Here is a 12,321-nt window from a genome sequence, read left to right on the forward strand (position 1 = left end):
CCGCATTGCCCGATGCGGACGCGGGGGGAGTGCCGGCGGAAACGGGCGCGCCGCCGGAGCAGGCCTGCTGCATCGTCGGCATCGGTGCCTCGGCCGGCGGGCTGGAGGCGTTGCAGCGCTTCTTCGACGCGGTGCCCGGCGACAGCGACCTCGCCTATGTCGTGGTTCAGCACCTGTCGCCGGTGCACAAGAGCCTGATGGTCGATCTGCTGGCGAAGCACACGGCGATGGAGGTCGTGCAGGCGACCGAAGGCGTGCCGGTCCAGCGCAACACCGTCTATCTGCTGCCGCCGGGCAAGCATCTGAGCATCGAGGACAGCCGGCTGCGGCTGACCGCCAAGGACGCCAGCGGCGGCATGAGCCTGCCGATCGACATCTTCCTCACCGCACTCGCCCGCGACCAGGGGCCTTTCGCCATCGGCCTGATCCTGTCGGGGACCGGATCGGACGGCACGCGCGGCCTGATGGCGATCAAGTCGGCCGGCGGCTTCACCGCTGTCCAGCAGCCGGAAACCGCGCAGTTCGACGGCATGCCGCGCAGCGCGCTGGCCACCGGGCAGATCGACGCCACCCTGGCGCCGGAGGATCTGCCGGCCCGCCTGATCCAGCATGCGCGCAAGGCGCTGGCGCGCGCCCGGCCGATGCCGCCGCGCCAGCGGCGCGAGGACGGCGACGACCCGCTGGCCCAGATCATCGCGGTCATCCGCTCCGTCACCGGCGTCGATTTCTCGCATTACAAGCTGGCGACCCTGCTGCGGCGGATCGAGCGGCGGATGCAGGGCGCCGGTCTTGAGTCGATGGACGAGTATGCCGCCCTGCTGCGGCGGAACAGCGCCGAGACGGTCAATCTCTACAAGGAGATGCTGATCGGCGTCACCCGCTTCTTCCGGGACGAGGCGGCCTTCCGCGTCCTGGCCGACCGGGTGATCCCCAGCCTGCTCGCCAACCGCAGCCCGACCGACATGGTCCGCGTCTGGGTCTGCGGCTGCGCCAGCGGGGAGGAGGCCTACTCCCTCGCCATCCTGTTCGCAGAGGCGCAGGAAAAGCTGGGGCGCAGCTTCGACGTCAAGATCTTCGCCACCGACATCGACCAGGACAGCATCGAGATCGCAAGTCTCGGCGAATATCCGCGCGCGATTGCCGAGGACGTGTCGCCGGACCGGCTGAGCCGCTTCTTCGTCGCGCGCGGCGACAGCTATGCGGTGTCGCGCGACATCCGCCGCATGGTGGTGTTCGCCGCCCACAACATCATGCGCGACCCGCCCTTCACCAAGATCGACCTGCTGAGCTGCCGCAACCTGCTGATCTACATGGACCAGCCGTTGCAGCGGAAGGTCCTGAGCCTGTTCCAGTACGCCCTGCGCCAGAGCGGCTTCCTGTTCCTCGGCACCAGCGAGACGCTGGGCGACCTCCAGTCCGATTTCCACACCGTCGACAGCCGCAACAAGGTGTTCCAGAGCCTGCGCGCCGGCTCCTTCCGGCTGTCGCGCCTGCTGGTGCCGACGGTGGCGGCTCCGCTGGCCCGTCATGGCGAGGATGTCGGAAGCCATGGCATGGAGGAGGGGGCGGTCATCGACGAGGCCATCGGCGCGTTGATGAAGGCCTATGTGCCGCCCTGCCTGCTGGTCAACGAACAGATGACCATCATGCATGTGTTCGGCGACGCCTCGTCCCTGCTGAAGGTGCCGGCGGGCGAGGCGACGCTGAACGTGCTGAAGCTGCTGCCCTCCTCGGTCGCCATGGTGACGGGCACCGCGCTGAACCGCGCCTTCCGCTCCGGTGAGGAGTTCGCGCTGTCCAACATCCCGGTGAAGGACCGCGAGGGGGTGGCGGCGATCAGCCTGCGGGTCCAGCCCTATGTCGCGCGCAAGACCGGGCACCGCTTCGCCCTGGTGGTGCTGGACCGCGCCAACATGCTGCCGCTGTCGGTTCCGGATTCCGACTTCGACCTGAACGCTGACGCCGCCGAGCGCATCCGCGGGCTGGAACAGGAACTGCTGTCGCGCGGCGAGAACCTCCAGGCGACCATCGAGGAGCTGGAGACCGCCAACGAGGAATTGCAGGCCACCAACGAGGAGTTGCTGGCCTCGAATGAAGAGTTGCAGAGCACCAACGAGGAACTGCAATCGGTCAACGAGGAGCTTTACTCCGTAAACGCCGAATATCAGGCGAAGGTGGAGGAGCTGACCGAGATCACCAACGACCTCGACAATCTGCTGCGCTCGACCGAGATCGGCACGGTGTTCCTGGACGTCGACTTCGTCATCCGCCGCTTCACCCCGGCGGCGGCCGGCTTCATCAACATCATCCCGCGCGACATCGGCCGCTCCATCGCGCATCTGTCCACCAACATCGACTATCCCGATTTCCTCGGCGACATCCGCAAGGTGTTCGACGGGCAGGAGGCGGTGGAACGCCATGTCCGGGTTTATGACGGCCGCTGGGTGCTGACCTGCATCCTGCCCTACCTGACCGACAAGAATCAGATCGGCGGCGTGGTGGTGACCTTCGTCGACGTGACGGAGACCAAGCAGGCGCAGGAGCGGCTGCAGAAGGTGCTGGACAGCCTGCCGGAGCATATCGCCGTGACCGACCGGGACGGCCGGATCGTCATGGTGAACGCCGCCTGGCGCGGCTTTGCCCAGCGCAACGGCGCCGCGGCGACCGAGCGCTGCGGCGTCGGTACCAACTATCTCGACGTCTGCCTCAACCCCGAGGCGGCGAAGAAGGACGGCATCGCCCGGGCGGTGCATGACGGGCTGCGCCGCATCCTGGACGGCGAAGCCGACGATTTCTCCATCGAATATCCCTGTCATTCGCCCGATGAACAGCGCTGGTTCCTGATGCACGCCACCCGCATGAACGACCATGACGGCGGCATCGTCGTCAGCCACATCAACATAACCAACCGCAAGCTGATGGAATTGCAGGTCGACGGAGCCGGCACTGGCGACCGGGGTGACGGAGGCGGGGAATGACCGAGGAATCCTCCGGCCGACTGCGGCGCCGTGCCGAAACCATTCTCAACGGCGGGAATTTCGAGGCGACGGACGTCACCGCCACCTCGATGAAGGAACTGCTGCACGAGCTGTATGTCCATCAGGCCGAGCTTGAGATCCAGAACGAGGAGCTGCGCGGCGCCCAGCAGGCGCTGGAGGCGTCCCGCCTGCAATATCTCCAGCTTTTCCAGTCGGTGCCGCTGGCCTGTCTGGCGGTGAACGCCGCCGGCATCGTCGGCGAGGCCAACGCCGCCGCCGAACGGCAGTTCGGCCTGCCGATGCTGCGGCTGAAGGGCCGCCCGCTGACCCTGCTGCTCGACAGCGTCGACCATGGCCGGCTGTTCACCGCGCTCGGCCGGCTGCGCGACCATGGGGACTGGGTCCGGCAGGAGTTCCGCTATCTCGGGCCCCAGGGCACGATCATCGACGGGCTGACCGACGCCCGCCGGGTGACGCTGGACGACAGCGACCGCGGCGACGTGCTGCTGACCATCACCGACCTGACCGAACGCAACGCTTGGCTTCGCGAGGTGCAGCAGGCCCGCGACGACGCCGAGCGGGCGCGCGCCGACTATCACCACATCCTCCAGTCGGTCGGCGACGGCATCCTGGGAGTGGACGCCGACGGCCGCATCCGCTTCGTCAACGCCGCGGCGACGGCGATGACCGGGCATCTCGACCTCGACCTGATCGGCCGCCCGCCCTCCGACCTGTTTGCCGGACCGGCGGAGGCCGGGACCGGGCTGCCGGTCGGCGAAACGGATCCGGCGGCATCCCAGGCGGGCGGGGCGGCCCGTGCGCTGGCCCTGTCGCTGACCGATGGCCGGCCGCGCAGCGTCGCCTGCGAGAAGCTCCGCCGGGAGGATGGCGGGACGCTGCTGGTGGAGGTCACCATCTCCTCCATGCTGGCGTCCGGCATGCGCCTCGCCCCGATGCAGGAGCGCATTCAGGGCGCCGTCGTCGCCTTCCGCGACGTCACCGCGCGGCGGACCGCTGAAGCGGCGCTGAACCTCAGCGAGCGGCGGCACCGGGTGCTGGTGCAGTCGCTGCACGATGCGCTGGCGATGACCGCCGTCGATGGCCGCAGCCTGCTGGCCAATGCCATGGCCGAGCGGCTGTTGGACGGCCCCGCCCGCGCCCTGCTCGACCCGATGGCGTCGGCCTTCGACGCAAATGGCAAGGCAGAGAGCCGGGCTGACGGGCAACTGGTCCCGGCAACCGCCCCGTCCACCATGGTCCCGACCACCGCCGGCCGCCGCTTCATCGACGCCAACGGCAACCGGCTGCATGGGCTTCCCCCCGCGGCGGAGGCGGTGCGCAGCGGCAAGCCGGTGGTCGAGCGCATCATCGGCGTGGTCGAGGGGGAGGAGGCCACCGCCCCCACCCGCTGGCTGCGGGTGTCGAGCCGCCCGGTCGCCGATCCCGCCGGCCGGGTCGAGGCGGTGGTGTCCAGCGTCGCCGACATCACCGCGGTGAAGGCGCTGGAACGCGAGCTGAACGTGGCGCTGGACGCGCGCGAGCGCTTCCTGGCGGCGGCGAGCCACGATCTGCGCCAGCCGGTGCAGGCCCTGATGCTGCTCTCCGACCTGCTGATGAAGGAAGCGCTTTCCCCCGGCGCCCGGCGGATGGCGGAGCAGATCCAGTCCTCGCTCGGCGGGCTGGGCGGCATGCTGGACGGGATGCTCGACATCTCCAAGCTGGAGGCGGGGCTGGTCGCCCCCAATCCGGAGTCGGTCGACATCGCCGCCCTGCTAGCCCGGCTGCATGGGGAATTCGCGCCTGCGGCCGAGAAGGCGGGGCAGACCCTGCGTCTGGTGGCGCCACCTCTGACGACACGCACCGATCCGCGGCTGCTGGAGCGGGTGCTGCGCGCTCTGCTGACCAATGCACTGCATTTCGCCCCCGGCGGGCGGGTGCTGATCGGTGCGCGGCAGCGCGGCGACCATGTGCAGATCGAGGTGTGGGATACCGGCATCGGCATCGCCGACCAGCACATCGACCGCATCTTCCAGGACTTCTACCAGGTCGGCAACGCCGCCCGCGACCGGCGCGAGGGGCTCGGGCTGGGGCTCAGCATCGCCAAGCGGCTGGTCACCATGCTGGACGGTACCATCGACGTGACCTCCTCGCTGGGCCGAGGCAGCCGCTTCACCGTCAGCCTGCCCCTGACCGAAACCAGGCCGGACATGACCGACCGGTCCGGCAGCGCCGGCCGCAGCGGAGCCGATGACGAAGCCGGGCGGCTGGTCATGCTGGTGGAGGACGACGCCGTCATCCGTATGGCGCTGGTGCTGATGCTGGAGGACTGGAACTATCGCGTGGCGGAGGCCGGCAGCGGGGCGGAGGCGGAGCAGCTTCTGGGCGACCTGATCGAGTCGGGGGAGGAGCCCGACCTGATCCTGGCCGATTACCGCCTGCCGGAAGGGACGACGGGGCTGATGGTGATGGACATGGTCCGCCGCCGCCTGTCGCGCGACATTCCCGGCGTGCTCCTGACCGGCGACACCTCGGCGGACCGGCTGCGGGAGGCGGCCGGCGCCCAATGCGCATTGCTGCACAAGCCGATCCAGCCCGGCCGTCTGCACGATACGCTGGCGGCGGCGTTGAGTGGCTAGGATGCGATCGCTTCATGCGATGGTGTCACGATGGTTTGCCGACGTAGCTTTTTTTGATTCACGTCAATGCCCGGGGCAGGTGAAGATCCATGCTATTCGAATTGTTTAAGAGGTGAACGACTCCGCAGGACGGGGATGGCTCATGCCCATCGACACGGATGCCAGCCTTGCGCGCCGGACGGTGCGCGCCCGGGCCGCAAGAGTATCGGCGATGCTGCTCGGCGGCCTGTTCGTCGGCTTCCTGCTGCTCGTCGTCGTCTTCATCGAATATCGACGCGCCATCGACTGGATCGACCACACGCACGAGGTCATCTCCGCGGTCGGGGAACTGCAATCCACTCTGTCCGACACCGAATCCGGCCAGCGCGGATATCTGCTGTTGCCGGACCCCGTTCATCTCGCCGCCTACGAGGAGGGGAGCGAGCGCAGCCGACGGTTGCTGGACAGTATCGGGTCGCTGACCGCCGACAACCCGGTGCAGCAGGACAAGTTGAAGGCTCTGCGTTCCCTGACCGCCGACAGGCTGGACCAGATAGCCGAGGTACTGCGGCAGGCCACCAAAGAAGGACTGGAGCAGGCACTGGCGACCATCCGCGAGGGAAAGGGCGCCACCACGATGGCCGCGATCCGGCGCCTGACCGCCACCATGCGGGCGGAAGAGGACCTGCTGCTTGCCCGGCGCAGCCGGCATGCCACCATCCTCGAGCTGCTGATGATTGCCTATGGGGGCATCTTCGTCACGGTCACCGCTTGGCTCTGCTTCTCGACCGTCCGGCGGCTGGAGCGGGACTATCAGGCCGAGCGGGCCGAAGGGGAGGTGCTGGCCGCGACGTTGCAGGAGAACAGGATCCTGCTGGACGAGGTCAACCACCGGGTCAAGAATTCCTTGCAGATCGTCGCCAACCTGCTGCGGACCCAGGCGATGCGGCATCGCAGTGCGGAGGTGCGGCAGGAACTGCTGGACAGCAGCAGCCGGGTGCTGGCGATTGCCGAGGTCCATCGCCGCCTCTATGGCGAAGGGGCGGTGTACGACACCGTCGAACTGACCGACCTGATCCGCAGCATCGCCGAGAACGCCGTCCCGCCCACTGGCGGGGCCGAGCCGGCGATGACCCTGGCGGCTGGCACGCTGCTGTCGGCCCCGGTCGACACCGCGGTGCCGGTGGCGCTGATCGTCAACGAGCTGCTGACCAACAGCTACAAGCACGCCTTTCCCGACGGGCGGCGCGGCAGGGTCACGGTGGATATGGCGGTGGCGGGGAACGAGGTCCGCATCGATGTCGCCGACGACGGCATCGGCCTGCCGGAGGAGGTCGCGGGCAGCAGTGGCGGCGGCTTCGGCCTGAACACGGCCCGCAATCTTACGAGGCAATTAAGGGGGCGTCTGGAGATCGAACGTTTGACACCGGGGACCCGTTTCCTTTTAACTTTCCCAATGAAGCCGTCTGCTCCAACTCAGGCGTGATCCTTCCGGCGGATCCACAAAATATACAAGAAAAACAATGAAGATACTGATCATAGAGGATGAATTCCTGATCGCCGAGGGCGTGTCGCTGACTTTGCAGTCGGCCGGCCACGCGGTGACGGGCATCGCCGAGGATCTGCCGACCGCCCTTGCCCTGGCCGGGCAGGAGAAGCCCGACATGGCCTTCGTCGACATCAAGCTGGCCAACGGCTCGAACGGGCTCGACGTCGCCCGCGCATTGAAGGCGATGGGGATCGCTTGCGTCTTCGCCACCGGCAACCCGCCCAACAGGGCGCAGGCCGGCGGGGTCGGGCTCGGCTACATCGCCAAGCCCTTCTCGCCGCGCGTGCTGGTCCAGACCGCCGCCTTCGTCGCCGGCACGCTGTCGCCCTGCGCGCCGTCCGCGGCGGCGCCCCACGGGTTCGTCACGCTCTAAGAGTGCGAGCCCTCAGAATCCGGTGAAGCGGGTGAAGCCTTCGGCCGGTTCGCGGTCCGTCGGGAAGTTGTTTTCCGGTGCCGACCAGTCGGCGAAGCCCAGCGCCATGCCGCTGGCGATGATCTCGCCGTCGGGCAGGCCCAGATGCCGAGCGGTGATGGCGTGGCGGTAGCAGAAGGCGGCCTGCGGGCAGGTCTCCAGCCCGAAGCCGCGGGCGACGATCATGACATTCTGCATGAACATCCCGAGGTCGAGCCACGCCCCCTTGCCCATGTCGCGGTCGATGCTGAAGAACAGCCCGACCGGCGCCCCGAAGAACAGCCAGTTGCGGCCATGCTGGCGCGCCATCCGCTCGCGGTCGCCCTTGCCGATGCCGATGGAGCCGTAGAGCGCCCAGCCCACCGCCCGCCGGCGGCCCAGATAGGGCTCCCGCCAGCTTTCGGGATAATAGGGATATTCCGGCACCTCCGGCTCCCCGGCCTCATGGGCGGCCAGCAGCTCCGCCGACAGGGCGGCGCGCGCCTCCCCGGCGATGGCGTGGACCTTCCAGGGCTGGATGTTGGAGCCGCTCGGCGCGCGGGCGGCGAGGTCGAGGATGCGCAGCACCGTCTCCCGCTCCACCGGCGTGGCCAGGAAGGCGCGGATGCTGCGCCGGCCGGCGACGGCGTCCAGCACGGGCAGGGCCGTGGGGTCAGCGCTCATCGCCGGCCGCCTCTCCCCCCATTTCTCCCTCGACCTCCACCGCCGGTTCGTGCCGGACCGGGAAATTGACGGACCGGGCGATGAAGCATTTCTCCGCCGCCTCGTGATGCAGGGCCAGCGCCTTGCCGGCGTCGGACCCCGGCGCCAGCGTCACCCGCGGGCGCAGAACGACGGCGGTGAACTGGCCGCCGCCGTCGGTCTCCTCCTCCATCATCCCGTCCGCATCGTCACTGTAGCCGGTGACGACGATCCCGGCGGCCGAGCAGAGATGCAGGTACCAGAGCTGATGGCAGGAGGACAGGGCGCCGACCAGCATCTCCTCCGGGTTCCAGCGCGCCGGATCGCCGCGGAAGGCCGCGTCGGAGGTGGCGGGGATCGCCGGCTTGGTCCCGGCGCTCAGCGTGTGGTCGCGGCTGTAGGCCCGGTAGGACGAGGTGCCGGTGCCGAGATTGCCGGTCCAGTCGAGACGGACGGCATAGCGGTGTTCCTTGTGCGCCATGGAGTTCCTCCCTTCTACTGCATCACGAACATCAATAGCGCCGGCAGGCCGACGAAGGCCATGGCGGTGGACCCCAGGACCATGCCGGCGACATCCTCCGGCGCGTTGCCGTAGCGCAGCGCCCAGAGATAGTTGAAGACGGCCACCGGCATCGAGCTTTGCACCAGCACCACGCCGCGCGCCGCTCCGGTCAGCCCCATCGCCCAGGCCACCAGCAGCCCCATGGCGAAGCCGACCGCCAGCCGGAAGGCCGACATCGACAGGGCCCGCACCGCGCCGGAGAGGCGCAGCTTCGACAGCGCCACCCCCAGCGAGAACAGCATCAGCGGCACGGCGCAGTTGCCCAGCAGCGTGGTGGTGTTGCCGATCCACACCGGCAGCGGCAGTCCGGACAGCTGGATCGCCACCGCCGCCGCCACCGCGTAGATCGTCGGGGTGCGCGCCATCTGCCCCAGGTCGAAGCGCCCGGCGGCCAGCGCCGGCCCCAGCGTGAACTGCCCCACCGACATCACCGCATAGAACAGCACGGCAAGGCTGAGGCCGTTCTCGCCGAAGGCGAACAGGCAGACCGGCAGGCCCAGGTTGCCGGCGTTGGGGAAGGCCATCGCCGGCACATAGACCCGCAGCGACAGCCCCGACGCCAGCAGCACCGGGACCGACGCCAGCGCCGTCAGCGCCATGCACAGCGTCGCCGCCAGCGCCATCTCCCCCATCACGTCGGCGGACAGGTGCAGCCGCGTCAGGGCGGCGAAGACCAGGCAGGGCGACGACACGTTGATGGCGAAGGTGGTGATGAAGGCGCTGTCGTAGGGCAGCTTCCCCCGGGTCCAGCCATAGCCGAGTGCAGCTACCACGAAAACCGGGGCCAGCACGGCGAAGGCGTCGGACAGAAGGGCGGAGATGGGCATGGAGGCTGGCGGAACCCTGTGCTGCAACCGATGGGTAGGCGAATTGTCGGCCACCATGGCGGCATTCCCGCCCGCCGTCATCCCCCCAAGCCCAAGCCGGGACGCAGGGCAGCCGCGCGACAGGGCTCGGCAGGGCTCGGATCGCTGGGGCGTTCCCGGACCCTTGCGGCACATCCCCCCCCGAGTCGCACCCATTCGCATGCGGCGGCGATGAAAACGGCTGCGGACCTACCGTTATCGGAACGACACAGGTCCGCCGGAATACAGCTTCTGAGCGGGCTTTATCTCAAGTCAGTAACGATTTGTAACGAAGCTTGAGCCATAAGGGGGCACCCACTAGGGTGCAATGGCCTCATTCTGCGGATTTGCATGACAACCTCGCCCGGCGCCAAGACCGTTGTTCGGCCCCTGAACAATAAGGCGCAGCAATCCAAACGACAGCCGAACCTGAACAGCCGCCGATTCTCCCTGCGTTCGGTTCTGCTCTGGATTCTATTGTTGCTGTCGGCGGGTTTGTTTCTTGCGCTGGCCGCCTTGCCCGTTGGAAGATTTGCAAGCGCCGCCATCTCGGCCGGCGTGGTGGCCGCCGCCTTCGTGCTCGGGCGCTTCGCCCAGCGCTTCTGGCATGCCCGCACGCTGACCGTCCTGCTGCTGGCCTTTGTCACCTTCCGCTATTTCTTCTGGCGCCTGACCGGCACGCTGCCGCCGGCGGACGATCTGGTGAATTTCATTCCCGGCGTGACCCTGTTCGCGGCCGAGGCGCTGTCCTTCGTCCTGTTCCTGACCTCGCTGTTCGTCATCATCGACCCGCTCGCCCGCGAGCCGTCGGAACCGACGGGCGATCCCGCCTTCTGGCCCAGCGTCGACGTCTACATCCCCTCCTACAACGAGGAGCCGGAGCTGCTGGAGACGACGCTGGCCGCTGCGGTCTGCATCGACTACCCGCGCGACAAGCTGCATGTCTATCTGCTGGACGACGGCGGCACCGACCAGAAGCTGGCGCACAGCAACCCCGAACAGGCCGCGGCGGCTTTGGCCCGGCGCGAGACGCTGACCGCGCTGTGCGAACGGTTGCAGGTCACCTACATGACCCGGCCGCGCAACGAGCATGCCAAGGCCGGCAACATCAACCACGCCTTTCATAAGACCTCGGGCGATCTGCTGCTGATCCTGGACGCCGACCATGTGCCCACCGTGGGCATCCTGAAGGCGACGGTCGGCTTCTTCCAGCAGGACCCCGGCCTGTTCCTGGTCCAGACGCCGCATTTCTTCGTCAATCCCGACCCGGTCGAATACAACCTCGGCACCTTCGAGCGGATGCCGAGCGAGAACGAGATGTTCTATTACTCGATCCAGCCTGGGCTGGACCGCTGGAACGGCTCCTTCTTCTGCGGATCTGCCGCCATCCTGCGCCGCGCGGCGCTGGAGGAGGTCGGCGGTTTCAGCGGCGACACGGTCACCGAGGATTGCGAGACCGCGCTGGAGCTGCACTCGCGCGGCTGGCGCAGCGTCTATCTGCCGCGCCCGCTGATCGCCGGATTGCAGCCGGAGACCTTCGACAGCTTCATCGCCCAGCGGTCGCGCTGGACCCAGGGCATGATCCAGCTGTTCCTCCTGAAGAATCCGCTGCTGAAGCGCGGCCTGACATTCTCGCAGCGGCTGTGCTACCTCAGCACCATGCTCTACTGGTTCTTCTGGTTCTGGCGGCCGATCTTCCTGCTGTCGCCGCTGTGCTATGCCCTGTTCGGGCTGGAGATCTACCGCATCAACCTGCCGGACTTCGGCTGCTTCGTCATTCCGCACGTCTTCGCCGCCGCCTTCCTGTCGCAGTTCCTGCATGGGCGGATGCGCTGGCCGCTGTTCTCGGAGCTGTACGAGTATCTGCAATCCTTCCACGTCTCCCGCGCGGCGCTGGCGACGCTGATCCGGCCGCGCGATCCGGTGTTCAAGGTGACCGCCAAGGGCCAGTCGGTGGAGGAGGACGGCTTCTCGCCGCTCGCCACCCCATTCATCGTCACCACGCTGCTGCTGGCGGCCGGGCTGGGCGCCTGCGCGTGGCGCTATTCCATCTTCCCCGAACACCGGGCGGCCATCGTTCCGGTGGCGGTTTGGTGCTCGCTGAGCCTGCTGCTGGCGTTGGGCGGCCTCGCCGTCGTCTATGAGCGCAAGCGCGTCCGCCGGCAGGAACGCTTCACCGTCGACCGCCCCGCGGTGCTGAAGTTCGAGGACGGCACCGGCATCGACCTGACGGTCGCCGACGTGTCGGCCGGCGGCGTCGGGCTGATCGTCGATCCGAAATGGCGCGAGCTGCTGAGCCGGCCCGACCAGACGCCGGTGCTGACCATCGCCGCGACGGAGACGGAGGCGGCGACCACCACCGGCGTCCGTTTCTTCCGCATCGAGATGCGCAACGGCGAACTGGCGGTCGGCGCCGGTTTCGCCCCGCGCGACCGCCAGGACATCGTGGAGATGGCGCGCTTCGTCTTCGGCAACAGCGTCGGCTGGGACATCTTCCTCGACCGCAAGCGGGTGGCCGCACCGACCTTCTTCGGCGGGCTGCTGTTCTTCGCCACCCGCGTGGTTCCGCGGCTGGGCCATGTCCTGCTGGCCCTGCCGGGCGCGCTGCGCCGCATCCTGACTTTCCAGGCTCCGTAACGGCGATGGCGGTCCAGGGAAACCAAACCGGCGGAAGCCGGA

At 68.2% G+C, this 12,321-nt stretch carries 8 protein-coding genes; 5 read left to right on the forward strand and 3 right to left on the reverse strand.

Annotated features, from left to right (window positions below):
• The first annotated feature begins 29 nt into the window (after window positions 1–29).
• The 4 genes from ABNQ40_RS10090 (at window position 30) to ABNQ40_RS10105 (ending at window position 7,515) form a co-directional block, all read left to right on the forward strand.
• On the forward strand, window positions 30–2,978 hold the full coding sequence (locus tag ABNQ40_RS10090; protein ID WP_109049564.1) for a chemotaxis protein CheB: 2,949 nt from the start codon (window positions 30–32) through the stop codon (window positions 2,976–2,978).
• Window positions 2,975–5,614: a PAS domain S-box protein gene (locus ABNQ40_RS10095; RefSeq protein ID WP_109049565.1), complete on the forward strand. Its 2,640-nt coding sequence runs from the start codon at window positions 2,975–2,977 to the stop codon at window positions 5,612–5,614. Before ABNQ40_RS10090 ends, ABNQ40_RS10095 begins: the two co-directional genes overlap by 4 nt.
• A gap of 142 nt (window positions 5,615–5,756) precedes the next feature.
• Window positions 5,757–7,079 (forward strand): sensor histidine kinase, encoded by a 1,323-nt coding sequence (locus tag ABNQ40_RS10100; protein WP_109049566.1) that lies wholly within the window; start codon window positions 5,757–5,759, stop codon window positions 7,077–7,079.
• Between the two features lie 37 nt (window positions 7,080–7,116).
• Window positions 7,117–7,515 carry a response regulator gene (locus ABNQ40_RS10105; RefSeq protein ID WP_109049567.1) on the forward strand — a complete coding sequence of 133 codons (399 nt, stop codon included), beginning with the start codon at window positions 7,117–7,119 and terminating at the stop codon, window positions 7,513–7,515.
• 12 nt (window positions 7,516–7,527) lie between these two features.
• On the opposite strand, the gene ABNQ40_RS10110 is transcribed toward ABNQ40_RS10105, so the two are convergent.
• From ABNQ40_RS10110 to ABNQ40_RS10120, 3 genes are read right to left on the reverse strand one after another with little or no spacing between them, the layout of a single operon-like run.
• Window positions 7,528–8,217, reverse strand: a complete 690-nt coding sequence (locus tag ABNQ40_RS10110) for a nitroreductase (protein ID WP_109049568.1) — start codon at window positions 8,215–8,217, stop codon at window positions 7,528–7,530.
• Window positions 8,207–8,716 (reverse strand): OsmC family protein, encoded by a 510-nt coding sequence (locus ABNQ40_RS10115; RefSeq protein WP_109049569.1) that lies wholly within the window; start codon window positions 8,714–8,716, stop codon window positions 8,207–8,209. The genes ABNQ40_RS10110 and ABNQ40_RS10115 overlap by 11 nt, the downstream gene beginning before the upstream one ends.
• Window positions 8,717–8,730: 14 nt before the next feature.
• Entirely contained in the window at window positions 8,731–9,624 is an 894-nt protein-coding gene (locus ABNQ40_RS10120; RefSeq protein WP_109049570.1) for an AEC family transporter, read from the reverse strand.
• Between the two features lie 369 nt (window positions 9,625–9,993).
• Between ABNQ40_RS10120 and bcsA the strand changes: the two genes are divergently transcribed.
• Window positions 9,994–12,279: a UDP-forming cellulose synthase catalytic subunit gene (gene bcsA, locus ABNQ40_RS10125; RefSeq protein WP_109049571.1), complete on the forward strand. Its 2,286-nt coding sequence runs from the start codon at window positions 9,994–9,996 to the stop codon at window positions 12,277–12,279.
• Window positions 12,280–12,321 lie beyond the last annotated feature (42 nt).

Origin of the sequence: Azospirillum sp. A23 (assembly GCF_042938965.1) — a bacterium.
GTDB lineage: Bacteria > Pseudomonadota > Alphaproteobacteria > Azospirillales > Azospirillaceae > Azospirillum > Azospirillum melinis.